Annotated in this window: 27 protein-coding genes; 7 read left to right on the forward strand and 20 right to left on the reverse strand. The window is 53.4% G+C overall.

From position 1 onward, the window contains the following. Nucleotides 1–22 precede the first annotated feature (22 nt). Nucleotides 23–463, forward strand: a complete 441-nt coding sequence (locus GK091_RS12570) for a nuclease A inhibitor family protein (protein WP_164038220.1) — start codon at nucleotides 23–25, stop codon at nucleotides 461–463. 97 nt (nucleotides 464–560) lie between these two features. Here the strand turns inward: GK091_RS12570 and rplT are convergent, their stop codons facing one another. From rplT to GK091_RS29815, 9 genes are all read right to left on the reverse strand, one after another. Further along, the gene (gene rplT, locus GK091_RS12575; protein ID WP_164038223.1) at nucleotides 561–905 is read right to left on the reverse strand and encodes a 50S ribosomal protein L20; all 345 of its coding nucleotides are present in this window, start codon (nucleotides 903–905) and stop codon (nucleotides 561–563) included. 179 nt (nucleotides 906–1,084) lie between these two features. Then, entirely contained in the window at nucleotides 1,085–1,279 is a 195-nt protein-coding gene (rpmI, locus tag GK091_RS12580) for a 50S ribosomal protein L35 (RefSeq protein ID WP_162384346.1), read from the reverse strand. A gap of 271 nt (nucleotides 1,280–1,550) precedes the next feature. Further along, on the reverse strand, nucleotides 1,551–2,108 hold the full coding sequence (gene infC / locus GK091_RS12585; RefSeq protein WP_164038227.1) for a translation initiation factor IF-3: 558 nt from the start codon (nucleotides 2,106–2,108) through the stop codon (nucleotides 1,551–1,553). Nucleotides 2,109–2,297: 189 nt separating this feature from the next. After that, a complete protein-coding gene (thrS, locus tag GK091_RS12590) occupies nucleotides 2,298–4,241 on the reverse strand; it encodes a threonine--tRNA ligase (RefSeq protein WP_164038231.1) in 1,944 nt (647 codons plus the stop codon). Between the two features lie 146 nt (nucleotides 4,242–4,387). Continuing rightward, complete coding sequence (locus GK091_RS12595) at nucleotides 4,388–5,677, reverse strand: tetratricopeptide repeat protein (protein ID WP_317166298.1); 1,290 nt, start codon at nucleotides 5,675–5,677, stop codon at nucleotides 4,388–4,390. A 37-nt stretch (nucleotides 5,678–5,714) separates the two neighbouring features. Then, on the reverse strand, nucleotides 5,715–6,626 hold the full coding sequence (locus GK091_RS12600; protein ID WP_164038234.1) for a class I SAM-dependent methyltransferase: 912 nt from the start codon (nucleotides 6,624–6,626) through the stop codon (nucleotides 5,715–5,717). Nucleotides 6,627–6,628: 2 nt separating this feature from the next. After that, nucleotides 6,629–7,039, reverse strand: a complete 411-nt coding sequence (locus GK091_RS12605; RefSeq protein WP_164038237.1) for an EVE domain-containing protein — start codon at nucleotides 7,037–7,039, stop codon at nucleotides 6,629–6,631. 138 nt (nucleotides 7,040–7,177) lie between these two features. Next, nucleotides 7,178–7,750, reverse strand: a complete 573-nt coding sequence (locus GK091_RS12610) for a DinB family protein (protein WP_164038241.1) — start codon at nucleotides 7,748–7,750, stop codon at nucleotides 7,178–7,180. 388 nt (nucleotides 7,751–8,138) lie between these two features. Next, nucleotides 8,139–8,267, reverse strand: coding sequence for a hypothetical protein (locus tag GK091_RS29815; protein WP_262889181.1), 129 nt, complete (start codon nucleotides 8,265–8,267; stop codon nucleotides 8,139–8,141). 82 nt (nucleotides 8,268–8,349) lie between these two features. Here GK091_RS29815 and GK091_RS12615 point away from each other — a divergent pair, with 82 nt between their 5' ends. Together GK091_RS12615 and GK091_RS12620 are read left to right on the forward strand one after the other, a co-directional pair. After that, on the forward strand, nucleotides 8,350–9,837 hold the full coding sequence (locus GK091_RS12615) for a capsule assembly Wzi family protein (protein WP_164038244.1): 1,488 nt from the start codon (nucleotides 8,350–8,352) through the stop codon (nucleotides 9,835–9,837). Nucleotides 9,838–10,182: 345 nt separating this feature from the next. Next, nucleotides 10,183–10,728, forward strand: coding sequence for an RNA polymerase sigma factor (locus GK091_RS12620; protein WP_164038246.1), 546 nt, complete (start codon nucleotides 10,183–10,185; stop codon nucleotides 10,726–10,728). A gap of 17 nt (nucleotides 10,729–10,745) precedes the next feature. Here GK091_RS12620 and GK091_RS12625 read toward each other — a convergent pair whose 3' ends face one another. Both GK091_RS12625 and dinB read right to left on the reverse strand, forming a co-directional pair. Continuing rightward, a complete protein-coding gene (locus tag GK091_RS12625) occupies nucleotides 10,746–11,261 on the reverse strand; it encodes a hypothetical protein (RefSeq protein ID WP_164038248.1) in 516 nt (171 codons plus the stop codon). Nucleotides 11,262–11,392: 131 nt separating this feature from the next. Beyond that, nucleotides 11,393–12,478 (reverse strand): DNA polymerase IV, encoded by a 1,086-nt coding sequence (gene dinB / locus GK091_RS12630; RefSeq protein WP_164038252.1) that lies wholly within the window; start codon nucleotides 12,476–12,478, stop codon nucleotides 11,393–11,395. Between the two features lie 198 nt (nucleotides 12,479–12,676). On the opposite strand from dinB, the gene GK091_RS12635 reads away from it, so the two are divergent. The 3 genes from GK091_RS12635 to GK091_RS12645 all read left to right on the forward strand — a co-directional run bounded on the left by GK091_RS12635 (nucleotide 12,677) and on the right by GK091_RS12645 (nucleotide 14,496). Then, nucleotides 12,677–12,904 carry a hypothetical protein gene (locus GK091_RS12635; protein ID WP_164038255.1) on the forward strand — a complete coding sequence of 76 codons (228 nt, stop codon included), beginning with the start codon at nucleotides 12,677–12,679 and terminating at the stop codon, nucleotides 12,902–12,904. A gap of 137 nt (nucleotides 12,905–13,041) precedes the next feature. Beyond that, nucleotides 13,042–13,521, forward strand: a complete 480-nt coding sequence (locus GK091_RS12640) for an FKBP-type peptidyl-prolyl cis-trans isomerase (RefSeq protein ID WP_164038259.1) — start codon at nucleotides 13,042–13,044, stop codon at nucleotides 13,519–13,521. A 48-nt stretch (nucleotides 13,522–13,569) separates the two neighbouring features. Next, nucleotides 13,570–14,496: a bestrophin family protein gene (locus tag GK091_RS12645; RefSeq protein WP_164038263.1), complete on the forward strand. Its 927-nt coding sequence runs from the start codon at nucleotides 13,570–13,572 to the stop codon at nucleotides 14,494–14,496. A gap of 78 nt (nucleotides 14,497–14,574) precedes the next feature. On the opposite strand, the gene GK091_RS12650 is transcribed toward GK091_RS12645, so the two are convergent. The 7 genes from GK091_RS12650 to GK091_RS12680 form a co-directional block, all read right to left on the reverse strand. Next, complete coding sequence (locus tag GK091_RS12650; protein WP_164038266.1) at nucleotides 14,575–15,144, reverse strand: hypothetical protein; 570 nt, start codon at nucleotides 15,142–15,144, stop codon at nucleotides 14,575–14,577. 47 nt (nucleotides 15,145–15,191) lie between these two features. Continuing rightward, nucleotides 15,192–17,594 carry a TonB-dependent receptor gene (locus tag GK091_RS12655; protein ID WP_164038270.1) on the reverse strand — a complete coding sequence of 801 codons (2,403 nt, stop codon included), beginning with the start codon at nucleotides 17,592–17,594 and terminating at the stop codon, nucleotides 15,192–15,194. Nucleotides 17,595–17,773: 179 nt separating this feature from the next. Then, nucleotides 17,774–18,808 carry a DNA polymerase III subunit delta gene (gene holA, locus GK091_RS12660; protein WP_164038272.1) on the reverse strand — a complete coding sequence of 345 codons (1,035 nt, stop codon included), beginning with the start codon at nucleotides 18,806–18,808 and terminating at the stop codon, nucleotides 17,774–17,776. A gap of 269 nt (nucleotides 18,809–19,077) precedes the next feature. Next, nucleotides 19,078–19,689, reverse strand: coding sequence for an acyl carrier protein phosphodiesterase (locus GK091_RS12665; protein WP_164038276.1), 612 nt, complete (start codon nucleotides 19,687–19,689; stop codon nucleotides 19,078–19,080). Continuing rightward, the gene (locus GK091_RS12670) at nucleotides 19,686–20,267 is read right to left on the reverse strand and encodes a deoxycytidylate deaminase (protein ID WP_164038279.1); all 582 of its coding nucleotides are present in this window, start codon (nucleotides 20,265–20,267) and stop codon (nucleotides 19,686–19,688) included. The genes GK091_RS12665 and GK091_RS12670 overlap by 4 nt, the downstream gene beginning before the upstream one ends. Nucleotides 20,268–20,492: 225 nt before the next feature. After that, nucleotides 20,493–21,827 carry an ABC1 kinase family protein gene (locus tag GK091_RS12675; RefSeq protein ID WP_164038282.1) on the reverse strand — a complete coding sequence of 445 codons (1,335 nt, stop codon included), beginning with the start codon at nucleotides 21,825–21,827 and terminating at the stop codon, nucleotides 20,493–20,495. Nucleotides 21,828–21,913: 86 nt separating this feature from the next. Continuing rightward, on the reverse strand, nucleotides 21,914–22,564 hold the full coding sequence (locus GK091_RS12680) for a TetR/AcrR family transcriptional regulator (protein WP_164038285.1): 651 nt from the start codon (nucleotides 22,562–22,564) through the stop codon (nucleotides 21,914–21,916). Nucleotides 22,565–22,744: 180 nt separating this feature from the next. Here GK091_RS12680 and GK091_RS12685 point away from each other — a divergent pair, with 180 nt between their 5' ends. Beyond that, on the forward strand, nucleotides 22,745–23,290 hold the full coding sequence (locus GK091_RS12685; protein ID WP_164038288.1) for a hypothetical protein: 546 nt from the start codon (nucleotides 22,745–22,747) through the stop codon (nucleotides 23,288–23,290). Between the two features lie 26 nt (nucleotides 23,291–23,316). Here GK091_RS12685 and GK091_RS12690 read toward each other — a convergent pair whose 3' ends face one another. Continuing rightward, nucleotides 23,317–25,467 (reverse strand): ComEC/Rec2 family competence protein, encoded by a 2,151-nt coding sequence (locus tag GK091_RS12690; RefSeq protein WP_164038292.1) that lies wholly within the window; start codon nucleotides 25,465–25,467, stop codon nucleotides 23,317–23,319. Beyond that, on the reverse strand, nucleotides 25,464–25,916 hold the full coding sequence (locus tag GK091_RS12695; RefSeq protein ID WP_164038299.1) for a GNAT family N-acetyltransferase: 453 nt from the start codon (nucleotides 25,914–25,916) through the stop codon (nucleotides 25,464–25,466). The genes GK091_RS12690 and GK091_RS12695 overlap by 4 nt, the downstream gene beginning before the upstream one ends. Nucleotides 25,917–26,016: the final 100 nt, after the last annotated feature.

Raw genomic sequence — 26,016 nt, forward strand, 5'->3', positions numbered from 1 at the left:
GTCATCAACTAGTATGCACTCTATGACGAACGAAGACCCAAAAAGTAGTGGTCAGCCCCCGGAAAAAACAACCCTAACCGATCAGCTGACTGGCTTGCTGACCGATTTGCGCTATCCCAGCGAATCCGACGAGCCCGTTGCGTTCGTAACGTGTTACCTTAACCAGAAAGAACCGCTAACTGTTAGCCAGATTAAAGACTGGCAGATGCTTCCGCCCGCAGTTCGGGTCGACGAAATACCGGAAGCGGAGTTCTGGGAACCCGTCATCACGGACGAAGACTGGTATAATGATGATGAAAAGGCACGAACCAAAAAATTTCAACAACTGAAACAGCTGCTGGAAAGTGAGTTAACGGATCGGCAGGTCTTTTACGCGGGCGAAACCGAAATCGACGTGTTTCTGCTCGGCATCCAAACCGATGGCGAACGGGCCGGTATCCAAACGAAACTGGTCCAGACGTAGTATTTAGTCGCTCTGGTAACCGAATCGTTCCGAGCCTAACGCCATAAACAAAGAAGCCCCGGCTCATCACCGGGGCTTCTTATCGTCGAAGGTCTGTTTACTTCACTTGTTCCACAACGGCGGCAAATGCTTCCGGGTGGTTCATGGCCAGATCAGCCAATACTTTGCGGTTCAGTTCGATGCCTGATTTGTTCAGGGCACCCATCAGCGCCGAGTACGAGAGTCCATTGATCCGGGCACCCGCGTTGATACGCTGGATCCAGAGACCACGGAAATCCCGCTTTTTGGCACGGCGATCGCGATACGCGTAGCCTAAGCCTTTTTCGACGGCGTTCTTAGCAACCGTCCAAACATTTTTACGCCGACCGAAATAACCTTTGGCCAGCTTCATTACTTTCTTCCGACGCGCCCGTGAGGCAACGTGATTGACGGAACGTGGCATATTTTAAGTTGTTTTTTGACAGCTGGCGGAAGAAACGTGTAGAGTGGGGCCGTGAATGGTAACGACTGATCATCGATCAGTGCCTATTCATTCCTCATCCTTTAGTCTTCATTCTCTTTCGGGCCAGGCATCGGGTGAAACGTGAAACCAAGACGCAACGGCGTCTCTTCTTTTTTGTCCTAGACGTTCAGCAACGCTTTGATCCGACGCTCATCGGCTGGGAATACCAGCGTATCGTGCACCAGATTGCGTTTCTGTTTGGTCGTCTTTTTAGTCAGGATGTGACTGTGGAAGGCGTGCTTCCGCTTGATTTTTCCGGTGCCCGTCAGCTTGAAACGCTTCTTGGCGGCCGAATTGGTTTTTACTTTTGGCATTTCAGTAAACCGCTTTGTAGGTAAAATTAAGTAAACAGGCCGCAAAGATACGAAAAAATCAGATGCCAGCTACTCAATGGCCAATATTCGATGGATAGCTACTGAATTTCAGCGCTGGACAGCGCCCACGCCTTCGTCTGATTGAACCAGGAGCCCGACTTGTTCTGTCAGACTGTTCAGCAAACGATAACGCCCGGTTCGGCCTCACTTTAGCGCTAAAGTAAGGCCGAACCGGGCGTTATCAACGAGTGTGAAAGCCAGTCAACGCTGGTTATTTTTTAACGACAACCGCCTTCGGAGCCAGGAACATGGTCATGCGCTTGCCTTCGAGCCTGGGTTCCGCTTCTACTTTACCGAACTCTTCGAGCCCCTTGGAAAAGCGTTCCAGCAGCTGAAAACCACGATCTTTGAAGACAATGGCCCGCCCAACGAACTGAACGTAGGCTTTCACTTTAGCGCCTTCTTTCAGAAAGTTGACGGCATGTTTGAGCTTAAATTCGAAGTCATGATCGTCGGTATTGGGACCGAACCGAATTTCTTTGATAACAACCTTGGTCGCGTTCGCCTTGATTTCTTTCTGCTTCTTTTTCTGCTCGTATTTGAACTTGGAGTAGTCAACGATACGGCAGACGGGGGGCACCGCATTGGGAGATACCTCAACCAGATCGAGGTTCTGCGCTTTGGCCAACGCCTGCGCCTTATTTATATCGTAGATTCCCTGCTCTACATTTTCACCGACCACCCGCACCTCGCGGGCCAAAATGCGCTCATTAACTTTGTACGGTTCTTCAACCACACGACGGGGTGGTCTGCGCTGGGGTAATGCCATAGATTATGTTTAGTGTAACTAATTTTTAAATCGCTTGGATAACGTTCGCTGTTCTAAAAAGTTCGGGAAACTATTGAAAATACTGATTCTGCGCAAGTTTAAACCCGTTAATAAATTTATGCGATTGTCATTGACTCCTGCGGAACAACGGGCACAGCAGCCAATGACAATCGTATCGTTCTGAAGCGCTTAGATCTTCACCTCCGCCTGGAATGTTTTCACAAACTCATCGATGGACATGCTCCCCAGATCGCCCTGCCCTTTTCGGCGGACTGACACGGCCCCTTCGGCGGCTTCTTTCTCGCCAACGATAAGCATGAAGGGCACTTTATTTACTTCCGCATCGCGGATTTTACGACCGATCTTCTCATCGCGCAGGTCGACGACGCCCCGGATATCGTGCTCCTGCAACGTGAAGAACAGCTCGTTGGCGTAGGCTTCGTATTTCTCCGAAATCGGCAGGATCGCAATCTGTTCGGGCGAAAGCCAGAGCGGAAAATTACCCGCCGAATTCTCGATCAGGATCGCGATAAACCGCTCCATCGACCCGAACGGGGCCCGGTGGATCATTACGGGCCGGTGCTTCTGGTTATCCGCGCCGATGTATTCCAGTTCGAACCGGTTCGGCAGGTTGTAATCGACCTGAATCGTACCGAGCTGCCATTTCCGGCCGAGGGCATCGCGGACCATAAAGTCGAGCTTGGGACCATAGAAGGCCGCTTCGCCCAACTCCGTGACGGTTGGTAACCCTTTTTCGGCGGCCGACTCGATGATAGCCGCTTCGGCTTTTTCCCACAGCTCGTCCGAACCGATATACTTCGTTTTATTTTCCGGATCACGCAGGGAAATCTGGGCGCTGTAGTCATTGAAGCCGAGCGACCGGAACACATACAGGACCAGATCGATCACTTTCATGAACTCTTCCTTCACCTGATCGGGCCGGCAGAAGATGTGCGCATCATCCTGCGTGAAGCCGCGCACCCGGGTAAGTCCGTGCAATTCGCCCGACTGCTCGTAGCGGTAAACGGTGCCGAATTCGGCCAGTCGCAGGGGCAGATCGCGGTAGGAACGCGGCTTGGTTTTATAGATCTCGCAGTGGTGCGGGCAGTTCATCGGCTTGAGCAGAAACTCCTCGTTCGGGTCGGGTGTTTTGATCGGCTGGAACGAATCTTCGCCGTATTTATCCCAGTGCCCCGATGTGACGTAGAGCTGCTTGCTGCCAATGTGTGGAGTAACGACCTGCAAATAGCCCGCCCGTACCTGCGCTTTTCGCAGGAAGTTTTCCAGCCGCTCGCGCAGCATGGTTCCTTTGGGGAGCCACAGGGGTAGCCCCTGCCCTACTTTCTCCGAAAAGGCGAACAGTTCGAGTTCCTTACCCAGCTTACGGTGATCGCGTTTTTTGGCTTCTTCGAGCAGGTACAGGTATTCGTCGAGTTCTTTCTGCTTGGGATACGTAACGGCGTAGATCCGGGTGAGCTGCTTATTTTTCTCATTACCGCGCCAGTAAGCACCGGCCACGTTCATGAGTTTGGCGGCTTTGATAAAGCTCGTATTCGGGATATGCGGTCCCCGGCACAGGTCGGTGAAAGCGCCCTGGCTGTAGAACGTGATTGTGCCATCGTCGAGTCCTTCGAGCAGGTCGAGTTTATAGGGATCCCCTTTTTCCTCGAAATAGGCAATCGCATCGGCTTTGCTCATCGGTGTGCGGACGTAAGGCTGTTTCTGACGGGCCAGTTCCAGCATTTTGTCCTCCACCTTTTTGAAATCCTCCTGCGAGAAGGGCTGACCATTGAGGTCAACATCGTAGTAGAATCCGGTTTCGACGGCGGGACCGATGCCGAACTTGACGCCCGGATACAAGGCTTCAAGGGCTTCGGCGAGTAAGTGCGCCGACGAGTGCCAGAAGGTCGCTTTGCCTTCGGGATCGTTCCAGGTCAGGAGCTGGATGTTCGCATCCACATCGATTGGCCGCGTGGCGTCCTGAATGACCCCATTCACTTTGGCGGCCAGCACGTTGCGGGCCAATCCTTCGCTGATTTGGGTGGCAATATCCAGCCCGGTGCTTCCTTTTGGATACTGCCGAACGCTCCCGTCGGGTAGCGTTACGCGGATTTGTTCGTCCTGCGCAATCATTTTTGTACTGAGTTAATTTGTGGGTACCCGCGGCTTACCTACAACTGTAAACCACTTATTCTGATGTATGATCTATACGGTATGATGTATTTTTCAGGCGAGCCATACATCCTATATACTACATCATACATCTCATTTATACTTCATCAATTCTGTCCTATTGGCTTGATGGTTCGACGGAGCGAATCACCAGAACCGGTCATCACCTGCGCCTTTGGCTGAATCGTCGTCACCCGGACACGGGTCGTGTCGAGGGTAGCGCGATTCTGGGTGGCGGGCAGGGCTTCTTCCTGGGTATTGGGCAAAAATAAGGAGTTTTGGGCGTATTGTCGCCGTTGAGAACGCCATAAACCGGCAGCAGCCTGCCGATCAGCCGCGTTGAGCGTGGTCGACTTTGTGTACGCGGCAATGGCCAGATCATACTGCCCCATCTGTTCGTGGCAGTAGCCGATGTACGTATCGATACGCGGGAACTGGGGCCGAAGCTGCTGCACGCGCTGATAATTGACCAGGGCGTTCAAATAATTCCGGTATTTCTGATTAATCAACCCAATTTGAAAATACGCTTGGTAGTAGCCTGACTGTACCTTCAGTGTTTGTTGATAACAGGTCATGGCGCTATCCAGTTCACCCGCCGTATGGTAGATTAAACCCCGACCGTAATAGAGCCGGGCATTGTTGGGAAAATAGCGCAGCGCCTGCCCATTGTAGGCCAGTGCCGCACTCCGGTTACCCAGCGAGCGATACACCGATGCCAGTTGGTTATAGGTATCGAGGTATCGTGGTTTCAGCTGAAGGGAATGCTGATAAAGGGCCAGCGCCTGCGTGGTATCGCCCTGTTTGGCGGCCATCAGCCCTTTGAAGTAATAGGCTTCCCCGTCGTAGGGGGCCATCTGGAGGGCTTTCGTGACGTAAAGCTGCGCCTTGGGAAACTGATTTTGCTGTTGCAGCAGATCCCCCAGCAGCGTGTACAGTTCCGGCGTATCGATCCCCAGAATTTCGGCGCGCTGGGCGTTGACAATGGCTTTGTCAGGCTGTTGCAGCGCCCGTAGGACCTGAGCGCGGGTCAGGTAATAGGAAGCCGCGTTATCGTTCCGGCTGATGGCCTCGTCGATATCACTCAGGGCTTCGCTGACGCGACCCATTGCCAGCAGAATGGCAGCCCGTTTGGCATAAGCCGACGCGGGAGACGACTGGTTGATGGCCCGTGTCAGCGCCCGCAGGGCCCCCTCCGTCCGGCTGCTGTCGCCGGGCTTGGGAAATTCCGGAATGTGTGCCGTCTGTCGGTTGTCACCGCCACAGGACGCGAGCGTGACGAGCAGCAGCCAGAGCGCGACAGGCCACAGTGACCGGCAGACAAGGGCCACAACGGCGTTGTTTGCCGGTGCACCTGCCGGTCGTTGCTTACTGATTCTATTGGTTGATTGCTCCTTCACCCGGTCACGTGTTCGTCGTCCAACAAAAGTAGGCAATTCAAACGGATGCAAACCGATAGAATACGCCCAGCGGCAGGCGTTTCTGGAAGTTATCTTCCACCACTAACTCGCCCCATTCCGGATTCGGCACCGTGCCAAACACTTGCCCCATCAGGTTATCCAGCAAGATAGAGGAGAAACCCAGCGAATACAGGTTGATGATGAAGAAAAAATTCTCGCGGTCGAGCAGCTCCGCGCAGGCTTTCAGCAACTCGTTCAGGTGTTCTTCGAGCACCCATTTTTCGCCATCGGGTCCGCGACCGTAGGCGGGTGGGTCCAGGATAATGCCGTTGTAACGATTGCCCCGGCGACCTTCCCGACGCACAAATTTTACGGCATCCTCCACCATCCAGCGAATGTTGTCCAGCTCACTGTGATCCATGTTCTCCCGCGCCCAGCTGATGACGGGTTTCACCGCATCGACGTGGGTAACGTCGGCACCGGCCTGCCGGGCCGCCAGCGACGCGCCACCCGTGTAGGCAAACAGATTCAGCACGTTGGGCCGGGCCACGTTAGGCCGGGCGACATGCACTGATAGTTTTTTGATTTTCTCGTGAATAAACGCCCAGTTATCCGACTGCTCCGGAAACAAACCAACGTGTTTGAAGGTCGTCAGGGCCAGCTTGAATTTGAGGGACAGACCACCCTGCCGGAACGACACGTACCAGGGGTCACGCATCTCGGGTTTGGTCTGCCAGTCGCCCCGCTCGGGCGATTGACGGTCGCGCCGGAAAATGGCGTGAGCCCGATCTTCCCAGTCGCGGTCCGACAGTGATTTATCCCAGATGGCCTGCGGTTCGGGACGGGCCAGCACAAAGTCGCCGAAGCGTTCGAGTTTCTGAAAATTCCCGGAATCGATCAGTTCATAATCGGCCCAGGGGGCGGGCGTGATAAGTTGTATTGACGGCATGTTTATAGCTGGCCCATTGTTAAGATCAGCTCGAACTCATCGGTCCGGATTGGCATAACCGATAAGCGGGACTGGTTGATAAGGCCGATAGAGCCCAGCAGGGGTTCGGCTTTGATTTGCGTCAGCGTAACGGGTTGCCTGAACGCCAGTACGGGTTCCAGTTCGACCACTACCCACCGGGGATCATCGGGCGCGGTCGGGTCGGGATAGTGTTCCCGTACCACGGTAGCCAGCCCCACGACGGCCGGTTTCGTTACACTGTGATAGAACAGGACCTGATCGCCAAGCTTCATCAGTTTCAGATTATTGCGGGCCTGGTAGTTGCGAACACCGTCCCACACGGCACGGCCCTGTTTGATAAACTGATGCCACCCGTACGTATCGGGTTCGGATTTAACAAGCCAGTACGCCAAGTAATAAACGGCTAAGTACCCGATACGGGCTCCGAAAAGCCAGCCTTCGGGTACTGGATGAACACAATAAACGAATGAGTTTCAGGCATTGTCCGGTGCGCCTGTCTGCCCGTTTAGGCACAGGCATTTTACCAGCAATCAATAATAATCATCCTGCTCATGACTGCTCCCGTACGATGTTCCGAATTCGTCCTCATCATCGGCAAACTCCGTACCGGCTCCTTTGAACGCCAGTACTTTTTTGAGAATGACAATCTGACCGGTATGGTACATATCGTGGTTGACGATCCCGTGTAACATATCGTAGTAGGTATAATCCCGACCCGGCACGATATCTTCCAGGAACTCGTCATCATCCCGCTTATCCAGTTCGTTGATAAGTTCTTCCTGACTCAGGCTCAATTCCATTTCGAGGGCTTCCCACTCAAAATCGTCGATTTTCTCGGGCAGCGCACCAAAGTTCTTTTCGGGGGTGGTAATATCGAATACCGAATCGCCCTGCATTTTTTTGACGCAGAAGATCCGCCAGCTGGTCATGTGAAAAACCAGTTCGGCAATGGAGTGCGTATTGGGGGTGATTCGTTTTCCTGCTAGGTCGGGCGTTACGCCCCGCAGTGCTTCAACTACGGATGGACCATGCCAGGCTTCCTCACTTTCATAGGTTGTGTTGAGGAGATCAATGATCCGAATGAGTTCGTCGTTTGGAACCATGAGTTCTTAATGCAAAATAATAAAGCTACCGGTATGCTCGTGTTCTACAGGTATGGTCTTGTCATCAGCGGCCCTACCTGGGCACTAATCGAGAAATAGATAACAACGGATAACGGTCTTTTGTATACTATCTTTCGGGCTTACTGTTCAGATTATTACGAATTAATCCGATCATTGAAGCCACTCGGTACAGCATCCATGACGGCATTAACCAACTGCCAGCCAACCAATTTGACGCTGCTGGCCGGACGCTGAAACGCAGCACAAAGGTACGTCAATATTGATGGCGTTTCGAAAAATCCTACCGATCAATTTGTAAGTAGAAAAATAAGTCAGGATTCCTCTAGCATAAATTACTGATTATCAGAAATTTACAAATTACCAAAATTCATAGTGTGCCCGTTGGCTTACTCCGTTGCGAAAGCGCGTGTTGGTTGTTCCGGCAAAAACGACGCACCGACAATCGGTAAAAACCACCCACAGCAGCCGTTATAAACGCCTTCGTGTTTACTGGCATAAATAATGTGACTCGACTAGTGACGCCACATCTGCTTTTTTGATCTAACTACTAGCCACAGTTCATTTATTTCGTGCGGTCTATGCGCTTACTGTTACCCTGTTTACTTTTCGTTTCTACCTGTTTTAGTCAGACGACCAAACCGCTACGCTACGCTACGGAAGTAGGTAGTTATTTCTCGACCTCGGGGCAGACGCCGTTCTGGCTCAGAGCCAATCAATACGGCATCGTTCCGATCGATCAGGCCAGGCTGACCGTGCGTCATGCCATGCACGTCGATTACCATGACGCGCCCAGAACCAGACGGGATAGTTTACAGGCCAGGAACCGGCGCGTTGACTGGGGCTGGCGGGCGGAGGGTGTCCTGAATGCCGGCCATACCGTTCGGCTGCTTATTCCTGAAGCCTACCTGAAAGTACGGCTGGGGGCCGTCGAAGTCTGGGGCGGACGCCGACGCGAGGTCGTTGGGCTGGTCGATTCAGCCCTCACGTCCGGCTCCTATAGTATGTCCGGCAATGCGCTGCCGATGCTTAAATTCCAGGTTGGCCTGCCTCAATACTGGCCCCGCAAAGGACTGGTAGCGATCAAAGGGTTTTACGCCCATGGCTGGTTTGAGGTCGACCGGTTCGTGAAAAATACCATGCTCCACCAGAAGGCCCTGTACGTTCGCCTGGGTAAACCCAACTGGCGGGTGAAACTATACGGGGGTATGAATCACCAGGTTATCTGGGGGGGTACCACCACGCAGCTACCCAATACCCGCATCAAAAACAACCTCCTGCCCTCCACCTTCCGGGATTATATCGATGTGGTCACGGCCAGTTCGCTGGGCGGCCGTGCGAATGTCGATACCAACCGGATCAGCCAGTTCGATCGGGAGAACCGGATCGGCAATCACCTCGGTACGGTTGACCTGGGGTTTGAATACACCGGTCGGTCATTTGCTGTCTTCGCCTATCGCCAGAATATTTACGAAGACGGGTCGCTGTTCCACCTGACAAACCTGCGCGACGGCCTGAACGGTCTCCGCATCCGAAACCTCCGGCCGTTCGATCCGCACAGGGTTCAGATCGAATCGGTTCTGTTCGAATATTTATTTACGGAGAATCAGGGCGGATCGTTGTTTATTGACAACAGCGAAGCCGAACGGGGCCGCGACAATTACTTCAACCATTCCCAATACCAGGACGGCTGGTCGCGCTACGGCATGACCATCGGAACACCCTTCATTACACCTTCTACCGATAGTCGCAGCGATCTGCCCCGGTATGGGTTCACCAACAATAACCGGGTAGCGGTAATGCACGCTGGTCTTTCGGGTCATGTGCTCGATCGCTTTCGGTTTCAGGTGAAAGCATCCTACAGCGAAAACCTGGGGACGTATGAAGTGCCTTTTCCGGAAACTATTCATCAGTTTTCCGGCGTGTTGACCGTGGCAACCCTGCTGCCCGTACTCAATGGCCTGACGCTGAACACGGCCATAGCGACCGATACGGGCGGACTATACCCAAACAGCGTTGGCTTTTACGTCGGCGTGCGCAAAGACGGACAAACCAGAAAAAAACGATGAGCAGCCACTAAACTGGGTGGCGGTGCGCGGTTTCAGCCAGGCCGGCGGCAATGCATTCGGCGGGTGGCTCGTGCTCTGTGTTTTCGTCCTGAGCATCGATCAGTAACCAGCTAGTATAGCCGTTTGATAATTCGTTACTAAGTTAATACTCTATAGACATACTGGTAAACATAAAAAACGGTAATTTGGTGGCACGACCATCGTTGATAACTCATTGATACTGTTACCCCTGATCATCTGCTAGCCAGTATGCCGATTTGCGGTTCGTCTAGACGACAACAACCGGCTATGGCGCGCACAGTCCGGTACACAGTCGAGACTATCAGCGGCCTAGACACCTAGTTTATGAACAGCCAACTGAGGGATGAGGAACTGATACAGATGCAGTTGACAACGCATCGGAACGATTATTTTGAAACCCTGTACAAGCGCTACGTGGCGAAGGTGTACCAGCGGTGCCTCCAGCTGATCAAAGACTCGGCCAAAGCGGAAGATTATACACACGATATATTTTTACGCGTCTACGGTAACCTTAACAATTTCAACGGGAAATCGGCCTTCTCCACCTGGTTGTACTCTATTTCGTACAATTATTGCATAGACCAGATTCGGTGTGCCAATCGGAATCCGATCGTTTCGCTGGAAACCGGTCAGGACTACAGCAGCACGGATTCGACCGATCAGGAAAATCGGGAATGTCAATTTCAGCAGCTGGACAAAGCCATGGAATCCATTTCCAACGATGAAGCCCTGATGCTACGCATGAAGTACGAAGACGGCCTCGACATCAAGGAAATTGCCGAGCATATGCATCTGAAAATCAGTGCGGTCAAGATGCGACTGAAACGGTCGCGCGATAAGGTCCGTCAAGTATACTGCGATCCGTTCTAGTAAGGAAACCCCCGCTCCTACCCACCTGTCCGTCTGATGATTAACGCTGGATTTTCCCGTTCGTAGGTTTCCAGGGAAGCCTCTCCCAGTTCGGTCAGCTTATAAAATGTAGTGCCCGTTCGCTTATCGGTACACGTGATCAATAACTTGTTGACCAGCAGTTCGGCAATGACCCCCTGTACTACTTCCTGGTCGAAGTTACTCTGGGGAACGAGCTGCCGATTGGCCATTTGCTCGCTGACGGCGGTAAGAATATGGTAATAGATAAAGGTCAATAGCATGACTAGGGAGTGGGTCAAAGACCCGTTTATACCGAACGGATGGGCTACCTGACCGGACCAACGTACGTTCGCGACTGCCGCCAATCGCGCTGTCGTTCGTTGCCCCGGCCACGTAGTCAACGGATAGTCAGGTCCAATACCGGATTGCTTACCGTCGATGGTTTCTACAGCTAGCCGTTGCAAGGCGCGTAACGCGTCTGACGGTGCAGACAGGCATTTTTTGACCACTGCGATCGGCAGCGATCTGTTCATACCTGATACAATACATGTGCCAACTTGACCGTTTTTTTTTATTTATTAACCATGTAGTGCATTTTCACGGCGTCGGTACACGAACGAACGTCTTGAATCAGCCAATGCGGACGTTACCGCGAATAAATCCATCAGAACGACAGATCTAAGGCCAGTTGGCTGCCTGGCGTCGTCGCGCCATCCTGGAGGCTCGACAACGAAATACCCAGTAATCGAACGCCCTTCGGCACGGGGGTCAACGCGCTTAACAGGTCCAGCCCCAGTTGCCGGAAAACGGCGGAGTCGGTGATCAGATTCATTGCGGTGCGACTGCGGGTGAGCTGCTGGAAGTCGGCATACTTCACTTTCAATGTCACGGTTCGCCCCATCACGCCGGTCTTTTCGCAGTGGGTCCACACGCGTTCCAGCAGGGGCAGTAACGACTCGCTTAACTGATCCGGATCGGTTAAATCGTTTTCGAACGTGGTTTCGGAGCCGATCGATTTACGCACCCGATCGGGCATCACCGGTCGATGGTCGATGGCGCGGGCAATGGAATAATAATGCGCGCCAACCTTACCGAAATGCTTCGTCAGGAACGCTTCGTTCTGCTGGCGTAAATCCAGTCCCGTAAAGATGCCCAGTTGATTCATCCGGGTTGCGGTCACCCGACCTACACCGTGAAACTGGCCCACCCGCAACCCCTCGACAAAGGCGCTCCCCTGCTGAGGCTCGATGACGAACAGGCCGTCGGGCTTGCGGTAGTCGGAGGCCAGTTTTGCCAGGAATTTATTGTACGATACCCCCGCCGAAGCGGTCAGCCCGGTTTCCTGTTTGATCTGCTCTTTAATGGCCTGGGCAATCCGCGTGGCCGATGGGTTATTTTGCAGATTGTGCGTTACATCCAGGTACGCTTCGTCCAGCGACAGGGGCTCGATAAGGGGCGTGTATTGGGAAAAAATAGTGCGTATCTCCTGAGACACAGCCTTGTAAACATCAAAGCGGGGTTTCACAAAAATAAGCTCCGGACATTGCCGCAACGCGACGGACGAGGCCATGGCCGAACGCACCCCAAACTGCCGGGCTTCGTAACTGGCTGCGGCCACCACACCCCGCTGCCGGGAGCCCCCCACAGCCACGGGCTTCCCCCGCAGTTCGGCATTATCCCGCTGCTCGACCGATGCATAAAACGCATCCATGTCAATGTGAATAATTTTTCGATTGTCGGGTTGGTCCACGGAAATTGGGCAGTTCGGGTATACGCAGTTTTGCCGTCGCAAAGATAACCAGCAGGCGAACGAGTAACGAATCAGGACGCCAGTTACCTTATTTTACAACGGGGGTTACGTAGCCCCTTGGCCAACGCCTAAGCCAATCGAAGTGCTGGTCCATCAAACGACAAATCAGCTTGTTTACAGGATTATAGCGGTTCATTTATGGTCCACAGTTTGTTCCGGCGGACAAAAAACCGGGGCTTTCAGCATGGGCTGGCCCGGTTCTTTTTTTCATTATTTCCAGTGGCGTTGCCGGCTATGTTGGTTCGAGTACGTATTTTTGAGTTTACCCACAACGATTTTACGGTTATGGTCGATCTGGTCATTGACGCACGCCCAGCCTCGCTGGGTAACGGCTTTTCGGTACGACGCTTTTTTACACGCACGTAGTGCTTCAGGAGGGGGCTCGTTTCGGACTACCGCAGGGCTATCCGGAACACCTCCTCCGCAACCGCTCTCATGATCAAATCAGGCGTTGGCGAGTGTCTATTTAACAAAAAAGTCGCTTGCTTCGGTAAGCTCCCCCAATGAGTAAAAACTATGGATTTGCGTTGCTGATCGGTGCGATACTGGCCAGCAGTTGCCAACAGGCGGATCAGACGCCCTGCACCGCGACAATCGTTACGACGAAGGCTCCTTCCGAAGAAGTGGCGACCTTAAAGCAGTTTATTGACGCGGGTAAACTCGCGGCCACCTTCGACGAACGGGGTTTTTATTATACCATCCAGTCGCCGGGGTCGGGCACCAAACCAACGGTCTGTTCGAACGTGACGGTCAACTACACAGGTAAGCTAACCAATGGCACCACCTTTGATAGCGGCACGGGGATAAGCTTTGGGTTGAATCAACTGATTGTGGGCTGGCAGGAAGGGATTCCGCTGGTTGCGCCCGGCGGCAGCATCACGCTTTACCTGCCCCCGAGTCTGGCGTATGGCCCTCAGGAACAGAACAACATCCCGGCCAATTCCATTCTTATTTTCCAGATCGATCTGGTCAAGGTGAACTAATCGACGTACCGAATCCGGCATTTATCGTCCGTCTATCCATTGACGCCTATGATTATCTACGACACCAAAGACTGGGCTGAAGCACTGCGGCATTTTCACACCAGCTATGTCATTCAGGTGCTCCTGCGCCGGGTTGCTTTTGTCGCTTTTTACGGCTTGGTTGTCACCGTTATTGATCGGCATCTTTTTGACATCGAGGTCCCTATCGACGCTATTTTCTTCTCGCTGCTGGGTATTCTGTTAAGTCTGCTGCTGGTCTTTCGGACCAATACGGCCTACGACCGCTTCTGGGAAGGTCGTCGTCAATGGGGTGCGCTTGTCAACTACAGCCGGAATCTGGCGGTTTTACTCGATGCGCTTCTTCCGGACGACGATGCGGCAAACCGGCTGTTTTTCGCCCGTACGCTGTCTAATTTTGCGCTGGCACTCAAAGGCCATCTGCGAACGGGTGTCGACACGAGTGAGCTGGCCCTGGCGGATGGACAGGATCCGGCATCGCTCCAGTCGTACGCGCACATTCCGGGTCGGATTACGGCGCTGCTGATGCGCCGGTTTCAGATCCTGAAACAACAGGGACACGTTGGTGATGCTGATCTGATCACCATCCGGCTTTATCACCAGGCACTCCTGGACATAACAGGCGCTTGTGAGCGGATCAAGAAAACACCCATCCCGTTCTCGTACAGTTTCTTTATCAAGCTGTTTATCAGCGTCTACCTGCTGTTGATGCCGTTGGTACTGGTCGACACGTACGCGTATTTCGTCATCCTCGCCGGCGCACTGGCCGCGTATGCGTTACTGGGTGTCGAAATGATTGGTGCCGAAATCGAAGATCCGTTTGGCCTAGACTGTAATGATCTACCGCTCAACCAGATTGCTCACACGATCGGGCGAAATGTGCATGAACTGTTGACAGTTTCCTCTCCGGTCAACAGCAATGCGCAACCGGAAGCCAATTACATGAAAGTGAATTGATGAATGGGTAACGGAGTAATCAGACACGTATCTATATTCGATACCGGCGGATTACCCCGTTACCTATTGACCAGCCGTTCACTGAATTACCACCGGAAAATCAGTGTCCAGATCCGATGAGCCGGGTGTAGCCGTACCATTTTTTGCGTTCGGCTGGTGGCGGAGCACAACCTTAAGTTTACCCGTTCCGGCAGCTCCCGTTTTCATATCCGAGGTCAGGCCAATCGGGTAAGGACCGGGAGCCGGGTTCGAATCTTTATCGGTGATCGAGACGGTCAGCGACGAAGGCGAACCGGTGGTTGCCGTATAGGTATATACGAACAAATGCTCGTTGGCTTTCTCCTTTATTTCGGCCGTAGCATCGAGCGTTGGCGTTTTGGTTTTATCGAACAGCGTCACCACGCCCGAATAGGTCGTATTGGCTTTCAGCGTCAGCGTAGCCTTACTGAAATCAGCGGTTGTATTCAGGTTTTCGATGGTTGCCGTTACCACCTCGGTTGGCGTGGCCTTGTTGATTAGCGTTAGCGTGGCTGTGGTGATGGCTTCGTTGTCGTCGGTTGGCGCCACATTCTGTTCATCTTTACTACAGGCTCCGGCGAGCAGCATGACCGGCACCACCATCCACAGGACTTTTTTTACGACTTGCATAACGTACATTGAATTAATTGTGAAACAAACGATTGATAAAGAAGCATTTAGCTGCGATGAGCAACTGTGATGGGTATTTTTACTTTCAGCATGATGTTACGTCCCGGCTCATCGGCGAAATACCGAAAGCGATCGAGGTAGTCCCGATAGGCGCGATTCAGCAGATTCGTTCCGGTCAGAATCACCGATAACGGCTGGGCACCCAGTCGCCACGAAAAGCCGGCTTCGGCCCCAACGAGCGTGTAGGCGGACGGTGGTGGCGCAAAGTCGCCCGTAAAAATGATCTGCCCGTTTTCCTGCCGTTGCGACACGACCGGCACCCGGTTCTGACGCGCAACGTATTGGCTACTGACACTGACGTATCCATCGGAGAGACGCCCCCGACTGGTCTTTTTCCAGTCGTAGCGCAGTCCGTTATCGGTGTGATTGGCCGGGATATACACCAGGTAATCGGTATTCGTATGGTCGTAGGCAAACAGCAGCGAAGTACGCGACGTGAGGGTTAGCTGATCCGTAAGTCTGTACCGAATAGTGGCGTCGAGCCCTCGAAAGGTGGCCCGCACCTGACTGTAGGAATACGCCGGGAACGCGCCCCGCTGCCGGATGATCGGCACGGAGTCCGGCTTCAGGTAGATGTAGTTGGTTATCCAGTTGTTGTAAAAACCCAGATCGGCGTAGAGTCGTTTGCCGGTATACTCTACCGACAGGTTCAGGTTATACGCCTGTTCCGGATTCAGGTTTGGATTACCCCGCTCGTAGGCCACCGCGCTCTGGTGCAGCCCGTCCGAATAAAGATCGCTGACCGTCGGAGCCCGCCAGGCCGTGCTGAAGTTACCCGACACCGTTAGCTGTGAATTCGCCTGGTAGGTAGCGCCCAGCGAACCGGTCAGGTTGCTCCAGTCGCGGGTGCGGGCAGTGGTGCGATTGGTCGTCTCATCCAGAAAATAGGCCCGAAGCCAGCGGTAATCGTATCGAATTCCCCCTTCCAGCGTCCAGCGATCCTGGGCATACCGCTCGATAGCAAACAGTCCTGCCCCGTAGTTCCGGTAATTGGGAATTAGGAATAAATACCGGCGGACGTTGCCCTGCGTAATCCCATTAAAACCAACCGTACCGGAAAACTGACCGCCGTTTGCGCGTTTGATCGCTGGCTGTTCCCAAACCAGATCCGCCGTTTGGGTCACTAATTTTAAATACAGTTCGGGATCGGTGACGCGACTGAACGATTGCAGATCGTACTCCTGACGCACATTCTGCTGCCGGGCAACCGTGGCCGTAAGCGTTCCCAACCGCTCCGACCGGACAAAGGCGCGTACTTTCAGCAACTCATGCTGCACCTGCTGATACGGACGACCCAACTCGTACGAGAAACCGGGCTGGGTCAGTGGTTCGGGCCGGGCAATGGCGGCATAAAAATCGGTCAGACTACCGACCTGCGCGCCCGTGAACAAACCAACTTTGGTCGAAAACTGACTGTAGAAAACTTCGGCACCACCGCGTTTTCGGGTGTAATTGATCGTACCCGAACCGTTGTTTTCGTGGTAACTGCTGTTTTCCAGGTAATAATTCGGTGTTTTTGCGTAGCCAACGCGCTTGATCGTACCCTGCAATCGCCAGCTTAAACCCGCCAGTTTTTTGCCGAAGGCCTGTTCGATCAACCCGGAGAGGGTACCCTGCCGCCCGTTCGTACCACCGACCAGATTCAGTTCGCCACCAAAGCCGGGGGTTGCGGGCAGGGCTTTCGGCTCGACCAGAATCACCCCACCGATCGCATCGGACCCGTAGCGAATGCTGGCGGCACCCTTGATGACCGTCAGTCGGGAAGCCAGAAACGGATCGATCTGCGGGGCGTGTTCACTGCCCCATTGCTGGTCTTCCTGCCGAACACCATTGTTGAGCGTCAGGATCCGGTTGCTGTATAAGCCGTGAATAACGGGCTTCGAAATCGATGGCCCCGTCTGGATGGAATACAGGCCGGGAAGCGTTTTCAGGCTCTCCCCCAGCGACTGGCCCCGCGTGGCATCGAGTGCATTGCCCGACAGTTCAGTCTGCACCTGAAGCAGTTGCTGCGCTTCGGAACGACGCTCCGTCACGATCACTTCCTTCAGCGTTTCGCTGTCGGGAATCAACAAAATCGGCGGCAACGTGGCCAGCGAATCAGCACCGACCGTGATCGATACGGCCGTATTCTTATAGCCAACAAATTGTATAGCAACGGCATACGTACCGGCGCATAGTCCATTGACCCGGAACGTACCGGTTGAATCGGCAACCGCGCCAGCAGACAGCTCGCGGACATAAACGGTAGCGCCCATCAGGGGTTCGCGGTGATCCTGACCCAGAATTGTCCCGGTCAATGAAGACCGACAGACGTTGGCCTGCGCCCACCCGGCCGAAGCCATCCCGCCGATCAACCACGCTACCCAACAAAACGTTATGACATCACGCATCAAATCCTCTTTTCCAGCTTGGGTTTACCTGTTCCGGCAAACCTACACTTATGCAACAATGTTGCAATATTAGAAAAAAGGGACGACATCCCCTAAAGCCACGCGATTTTATTCGGACATAGCCGTAGCAAAACGTAGCGTGGGCTTCTGCCCGTGTAACCCATGCTACACTTATGGCGTCAATGCAATACGCTGAATACCAGCTCGCGGAGAATATCGCCTTCGGTCATTGTTGGCGCATCGATGCCTTTGCTCTGAGCGTCGGCCCGGCGGATCTCGTGAATAATATCGGCCACTTTCGCGATCGGGAACGTACGGGCCGCCGTCAGGTAGTCTTTCAGAAAAAACGGGTTAACACCCAACAACGGAGCCAGTCCTTTGTCGGTCTGATCTTTGGACGATTGCACTAAAAGCACCTTGGTGAAATACCCGAACAGTTGCGCCAGGATAACCACCAGCGGGTTGTCTTTCGGATTACGGGCAAAATAATCGACAATCTGGTTGGCCTTCACCACGTCGCGCATGGTGAGTGCTTTTTGCAGTTCGAAGACGTTGTATTCCTTGCTGATCCCAACGAGCCGTTCAACGGTTGCCGCCGAAATCTCTTCGCCAACGTGTAAATTGATCAGGATTTTGTCGATCTCCCCCGCCAGCCGCTTGAGGTCGTTGCCAATATGATCGGCCAGCAGCTGGCAGGCTTTGGGACTCACTTTCGCGCCCTGCTCCCGGCAATACTCACCTACCCAGTCGGGCAACTTATTGTCGTATAGCTTCTTAACCCCCAGCAACTTGCCTTTCGCGCCAAACGCCTTTACCCACGATTTCCGCTCGTCGAGTCCCGATTTGCCTTCCTCCTTGACGTAACACAGCATCAGAATCGTGCTGGGCAGCGGATTCAGCGCGTAATCCTCGAACAGGGTCTGCGTCGATTTGTCGTTGATGCCATTCAGTTGCTGGGCTTCTTTCACCAGCACCAACTGCCGCTCCGCCATGAACGGATAGCGTCGGGCGTAGTTCAGCACGGCTCCGGCATCCGTGTCTTTTCCGAACAGCACGAATTGATTGAAGCCCCGCTCCGCAACCGGAACGGCTACTTTTTCGAGCTCGTCGGCAATGCGATCGAGGTAAAACGGCTCGTCGCCATGAATCAGGTAAACCGGGGCAATCCGCTTATTTCGGATGTCTTTCAACAGGGCGTCAACGGCAGCAATCAAAACGTCGTGGTAGTTTGTGGTTCCTGGTTTGGCTTACCGGTGCGACCAGGCAATACCAAACGAAGTACCGATTCATAGAACAAAATTAAACCGATACGGCCTTATCAAAAAGCCGGATGGCATTCGTGGTGATGACAGGCTTCCGATTTCTTCCTTTATTTCCTCACGGACAGACCGTTCCCGATAAAAATCATTTTCTGCCGCGTACACTACCTGCTAGCCGACACCAGAATTTTTAATGGGTGATCAATCACTTGCTTATCGATCGACTACTCAATAAGATCGTTCTGAAGCCGATTTCGGGTTTGCTGAACGTGGTCGACCAGTTCAGGCCAGAAGCGACCAAAGTAGTCACCTATCTCGTTGTAATAGCGCTCCAGATCGATACTGGCCGTGTCTAATCCGGAGGAGAAAACGGTTCGGCGTGAGATTCCCGTCAATGATTGATCGATGCCGTCGATCGTTTGGTAACTCCTGATCCAGTCATGCCGAACCATGTAGTCGAGCATGCGAACCGCCGGAGCGGGGAAACGGTCCGCAAGCCGCTGTAGCGATGCGTAGAAAAACGGGGTAAAATCGGCTAGTGTTTCGCCGGTTAACGACCGGAAATTAACGGCCAGAAAATGATCGAAGAACACGTCGACGGCTACACCCGCGTACTTGTGACAGCGCGGATACAACAGTTCCCGCACAGCCGCCACATCGGGGTGGGCATCCGTGAACGAGTCGATGGCCCGATGCAGGTGCACCCCGGCAACTTCGTCGGCGGTAAGACCGTGCCGCGGATGGGCGGGATTTCCCTTGATGAAATCGCCGATAAAGTTACCGATCAACAACCCGTCGTTCCGGTTCGACAAGTAGCCATGTGCCAGTATATTCATCCTATCGATGAATCGCGTTCCGGCGTTCGGGCGGTTTTCTGATCGGTAACCGGGCCTGACAGGGGCGGCTCGGCCAGTAGTGTTACGCCTGTTCCGGGTTCGTAGCGATCGACCGTAACGCCAAACCGACGCAGAAAATCAACGCCTTCATCGGATGGAATGCCTTTGTATTCGGCGTAGGAATGCAGGTAGATGACCCGGGCGATCTTCATGCTGTAGATGGTCCGGGCGCAGGCGATGCACGGCGACAAGGTAACGTAAATCGTTGCCCCTTCGATTTCTGAACCATTTTTAGCCGCGTACAGGATCGCATTTTCTTCCGCATGGAGCGCCAGTGAGCAGGAGCCTTTGGAATCGCGGGGGCACCCAACGCCCGGAAACTCTTCATCGCAGTTGTGCGTGCCGGGCGGTGGCCCATTGTAGCCAATGGAAATGATTCGGGTATCGCGGGTCAGCACTGCCCCGACCTGCGCCTTGATACAGTGTGACCGTTTGGCCAGATTGACGGCCAGTTCCATAAAAATATCATCGAAACGGGGCTTGGCGTGGGGTTCGGGCGGGTGGGTCGTGAGTAACATGATCGTAGTTGAAACCGCTTCGGCGGCACGGTGAGCTATAATGTCCAGTCAAGTACGCAAAGTTCACCCATTTTATGTTGATAACCGTATTTTGACCGAACAAGATCGTTCATCAGGCAGTGACACCTTAACTCTTACAAAAAGCCCGCTGGCAGATCACCAGCGGGCTTTTTGACTTTTCTTATGAACGGTATCTACCGGATCGAACCTTTGTAATCAACTGGATTAGACCAGTCCCAATTCTGATTTCGTTGACCGCAGCCACTCGGGTTTCGTGGTCACGACGTTGGCTTTCAGCTCGTTCAACATCGCGTAGAGGCCGTAGTACGTCCGGTTGACGTACAAACCGTCCTGCGATCCACGGGCTACTTTCGAGCTTTTCAATTCCTGCACTTTCGACAGATCTTCGGCGAACGCGTAGACTTTGTTAAAGTATGAATCGTCGCCAAAATCAAACTCATCGACCGCAAACGGCTCGCCCAGCATCCGGATCATCTGCTTGAACAGGTCGGAGAAGAACGCCCGTTCTCTCGGCGAATCCTGCGGGGTCAGAAACTCCAGATTTTCGAAAATCTGTTCCGTCAGCGCGTCATCGTCAATCGTGTCCGGGTTAACGAGCCGGAAATAGTTGTCGTAGTAAAAAGCCGGAATGACCTTCACACAGCCAAAATCGATGACGCCCAGCGTACCGTCGGGCCGCATCAGGAAATTACCGGGGTGCGGATCGGCGTGAACCTGCCGGAGGGTATGGATCTGAAAGTCGTAAAAATCCCACAACGACTGGCCAATCTGGTTGCGAATTTCCTGCGACGGATTCGTTTTTAGGAAATCCTTCAGGTGCATCCCATCGATCCAGTCCATCGTCAGGATTCGTTTCGACGATAAATCCGGGTAGTATTTCGGAAAAACCAGTCCCGGAATATGCGCGCAGGCTTCCGATATTTCGATCGATCGCCGAAGTTCGAGTTCATAATCCGTTTCTTCGAGCAGTTTCGATTCAACCTCGCCCATGTAACGGTCAATGTCACGTTCGTTCAGATTCAGCAACCGAACAGCCAGCGGTTTAGCAATTTTCAGGTCTGAACTTACCGCATCGGCCACACCGGGATACTGGACTTTGACGGCCAGTTTTTTACCGGCCTTCCAGGCAAGGTGCACCTGCCCGATACTGGCCGCATTGACCGCATCGATCGAAAATTTGTCGAATAACTGCGATGGTGTTTTGCCAAAATAAGTCTTGAAGGTTTTGACGACCAGCGGTCCCGACAATGGTGGAGCCGAATATTGCGCCATCGTAAACTTATCGGAGTACGCCACTGGCAGCAGTCCCCGGTCCATACTGAGCATCTGGGCCATTTTCAGGGCCGATCCTTTCAGCTCGCTCAGGGCGTCGTAAATATCGGCCGCGTTGTCTTTGTGAAGTTCCTCTTTCGACAGGCTCGGATCGATCAGCTTTTTACTGTAATGCTTGATGTAGTTACCGCCAACCTTTACCCCGGCCTTCACAAACTGGCTGGCACGGGCAACTTTGGTCGTTGGGACGGAGTTTTGTGTCTTCATTTTTTCGATGAGTGATTGAGCGAATGAGTGATTGAGCGACCAATTAAACGCGAAACAATTCGCTTAATCACTCATCCACTATTCCCTCATTTATTCTGGTACATGAACTTGGCGAAGTCGAACAGGGTGTCCAGCGGTGACCGTCCGATCAGATCGAAAGCGGTATTGACGGCTTTCTCAATGGCGGTATCGGTTTTTTCGAAGTTTTTGCTGACATCCCGCACCCAGAAATCAAGCAGATAGAGCGTTTGTGCCCACAAGGCGTTCGGATAGCGGTCGGTCACAAACGGGCGCGGCTCCACTTCTTTACTTTCGCGTCCTTCGGCCAGCAGATCACGGGCATAATCGAAGAACGCGTCTTTGAACGGATGAAGGACCTGCGATTTGGGTTGCATTCCCCGCTGGCTTTTACTTTCTTCCCGCAACCGCCCGGTGCTGTACACAACAAAACTGCGCTGTGCTTTCAGCAACTCGATCCAGGTGTAATAAAAAGCCAGCAATTTTTCCCGGACCGAATAGCCCTGGTAGGTATCGTCAGCCTCAACGGTGTTTTTAGCCTCGTTAAAGAACGTGAGCCAGATATCCGCTTCGATGGCGTCGAAGGATGCATAATCGGTATAAAAGTCAGCTTCGGCTAGTTTCAGTTTCTTGGCAAACTGGAAGACGGAGGTGGGCTGTTTCCCGTTTTCAAGCACGTACTCGGTGTACGCCTTACGGATTTTTTCGAGCGTTTCCATATACTGAGCTAACGGACTGTATGCGAGAAAAGTTTAGGCAAATCTCCCTTTCCGCCGAACCATGTCAATCCGTAGTCATTGGTCGTCAGATTGAATCATTCGCGTAAGAATTATGGGTTTCTTTTATTTTTTCTCGAACTTCGCCGTTCAATACCTGTACTTGTTTTGCCAGCAATCGTCATGAAACTTCAGACTCGTTTAACCGTATTTATGTTCAGTATAAGCCTGATTGCCGGCCTGATGATCAGCCATTCGAGTGCCGGTCAGTACGGGGGCTACGGTGGTGGTGGTTACGGGGGGGGCCGGATGGGGGGCATGGGTGGTATGGGTCAGGGTATTCCCAGCACTCCGCAAAAGGCGTCGATCCCCAACATTGCCGGTGATATGGCGAATAAGGAAACGAAGTGGCTGAAAGAAAAGCTGTCCCTGACCAAAGAACAGGCCAAGTCTGTCAAGACGTTGAATAACGAGTACGGCAGTCAGCAGCAGGATGCCATCAAGGATATCGTCGGTTCGGGTGGCGGTCGCCCATCGCCCGAGACCATCAAGCAGATTCAGGATATGATGCTGATGATGAACGAGGAAAAAGAAGACAAGCTGCGCACGATTCTTACCGCCGAGCAGTGGACGCTCTACCAGTCGAAGAAAGAGGATATGAAGAAAGAGATCGGTGGGTATCGCCCCCCCGCTCCTAAAAAAGATACGCTAAGTAAAGCGGTCAATTAATGTATTGGCTACGTCTAGGATCAAAATCACTCCAGATCAGCCACGTAAGCGCCCATCTGCCGCACGGAATAGCAGGTGATACCGCGCAATTTAGCCTCCTGTAAAAGCTTATCGGTCAGTGGGGTTTTGCTCGAATCGTCGAAGATGATGTGCCGGGCAACCACACGACCGTTGAGCTGATCCCATTCCTGAAGGGCATTCCGGCGAATGATCAGGTAGTCGATCACGGCCGGTAGCGTCCACCGATTTCGTCCGCTCAGTTTATTCACGATCAGCAGCGTTTTCCCGTGCCACACCCACAGCGCATACGCACGGGTTTGGTAATACGCCGGACCTGGACGGGTCGAATCAGCCGGTCCGTCGCCCGCATAGCGAGCATTGGTGATCGTGAGGTCAGACACGCCCCATTGCCCGAATGTATTCCGGAGGTAGAAATCAAATGAGCGGGTGTCAGTCGAATCGAGGTCGGTCAGGAGCGTGCTGGTGTGCCCGTTGGTGAGGCTGATCGCGGTGCGATGCGGAAGGAAATGAACCGCCAGTCGTTGTTGGTTCGCCTGATCAAACTCGCTCCAAAGTAGTGTAGCCGATAACAGCAGGGCGCTCAAACTGGTCGCCCACGCGTAGGTGCGGTTACGGGTCATAAGCAACGCGACGCCACAACCGATAAGGGCATAGGTCAACAGCATGGCCATCGGCGACAGCCATAACCCATCCCAGGCCGCACCCGGCAACTCGCTCGTTTTTGTAACGGCGGTGTTCAGCAACCAGGCCGCTTTCTGCAAAAGCCAGCCCAGCAGATCATTCAGGTACGGCACCCGGCTCAGCGCCAGCGTGGCCATCGCCAGGGGCAGCAAGATTTCCGACATGACGATTACAATTGGATTCGCCAGCAGAAAATACGTCGGAAACTGGTGGAAATAGAAAACTCCGAGCGGAAACGTAATGAGCTGAGCGACGATTGCTACGGCGGTCAACTCCCAGATTCGATTCAGCCAGGCCGAGCGAAACGTAACGGACTGATACAAAGACGATTGCCAGGCACCGATACCGGCAACAGCCAGATACGACAGCTGAAAGCCAGCCGAAAACAGCGCATACGGATCGAAGCAGAGAATAAAAAAAGCGGACGCCCCCAGCGTATTCATTAGCTGCTGCTGACGACCGAAGGCATTGGCCAGGATGACCAGTGTAAACATCCCCGCCGACCGAAGCACGGGTGGCGAAAATCCGGTCACGAGGGCGTAGAACCACAAAATAACCAGTTGCAGAACCGCTATCAATAACTTACCGCGCGGTCGTTTGGCCAAAAAACTGAGCAGCAATGTCAGCACGGCGAACAGGATGCCCACGTGCAGCCCCGATACGGACAACACATGCACGGCACCGGCCGCCGAATAAGCCCGGTACAAGTCCGTATCCAGATCATCGCGAATGCCAAGGATCATGGCATTGACAATCCCGTATTCGGTGCGGGAGCCAACCTGCGCCGTGAATACGCTATCCGCCCAGCGGTTCACAACCGTCGCCAGTTTCGTTACCGGATTCGGTGGATCGTACGCAATAACGGTTCGTTGAAACGGACGCAGGTACTGCTGGTGATCGATGTTTCGGTAGCTAAGGTAGCGTTTGTAATTGAACTCACCGGGATTCAGGGGCGGATCGATTGGCCGGGGTGAACCCGAAACGAGCCAGACCTCCCCGTAGCGCGGCATTGGCTGATTCGCTTTATCCAGGTATACGATCACCCGGCCACTAAGCGGTCGCCACGGGTGAGCCGAATCCTCGTCCAGCCATTTTCCCCGGCTGATTTCCAGCTCAACGCGGTAGGTTTTGGCGCGCTCTTCGGGCTGCGACGCCACCACACCTTCGTAGGCCCGTAGTGTGTCCCGGAGATGAATGATGTTGCTGACGTGGTTGCTGTCCGTGTGCTGGTACGCGATTGCCCAACCGAGGGCAACCAGCATAAAAAGCCCGCCCGCACCCAGTTTCACCTGAATGGGTTTAATCCCCTGACGTCTATTCCGGAGAAGCCCCCAGCCGAACAGCAGGATGCCCAGGCTCAACGCCAGCAGCGGAACAGCGTACTCCTCCGGCCATTGTACATAGAGAAAAATACCCGCAATGAGTCCGGCCGCATAACGAACGAACGGATTGCCCACGGTTGTCTGCCGGTTCATCCTTTCGTGTAGGCCGATCCGGGTAACACCATTTTGTAGTGCTGAATGCCCGCTTCTTCGAACATTGGCCCAACAGGAATGAAGCCAAAACTGGCGTAAAGCGGCATAGCCGTCAGCTGAGCGTGCAGGTAAATGCCTTCGATCGGTTCGGGCTGCTGGCTGAATACATCATCAAGAACAGTCCGAACAAGGGCCTTGCCAACGCCCTTTCCCCGATAGTCAGCTAGAACGGCAAAACGCTCTAACTTGACCCCGTTCGATGTTCGTCGCCAGCGGGCCGTACCGCACGGCTCTCCGTCGGCGCGGGCCAGAAAATGGGTACTGGTCGTCTCAAATTCGTCGTACTCTTCGTCAGGGTGGACATGCTGTTCCTCAACGAAGACAAGTCGGCGAATGGTAAACGCACGCTCCAGGTCCTGAGCGCCGGATATCGGTACAACAACGATCATATACTAGAGAGGTTGGGTTGTTCGGGTTACGGTTGCCAAGTATACGCTTATTCCGATAGTTTATCGCTATTCATCCACCGTAAATCGTACCGAATCGATC

It is taken from the genome of Spirosoma agri (assembly GCF_010747415.1).
Classification (GTDB): domain Bacteria; phylum Bacteroidota; class Bacteroidia; order Cytophagales; family Spirosomataceae; genus Spirosoma; species Spirosoma agri.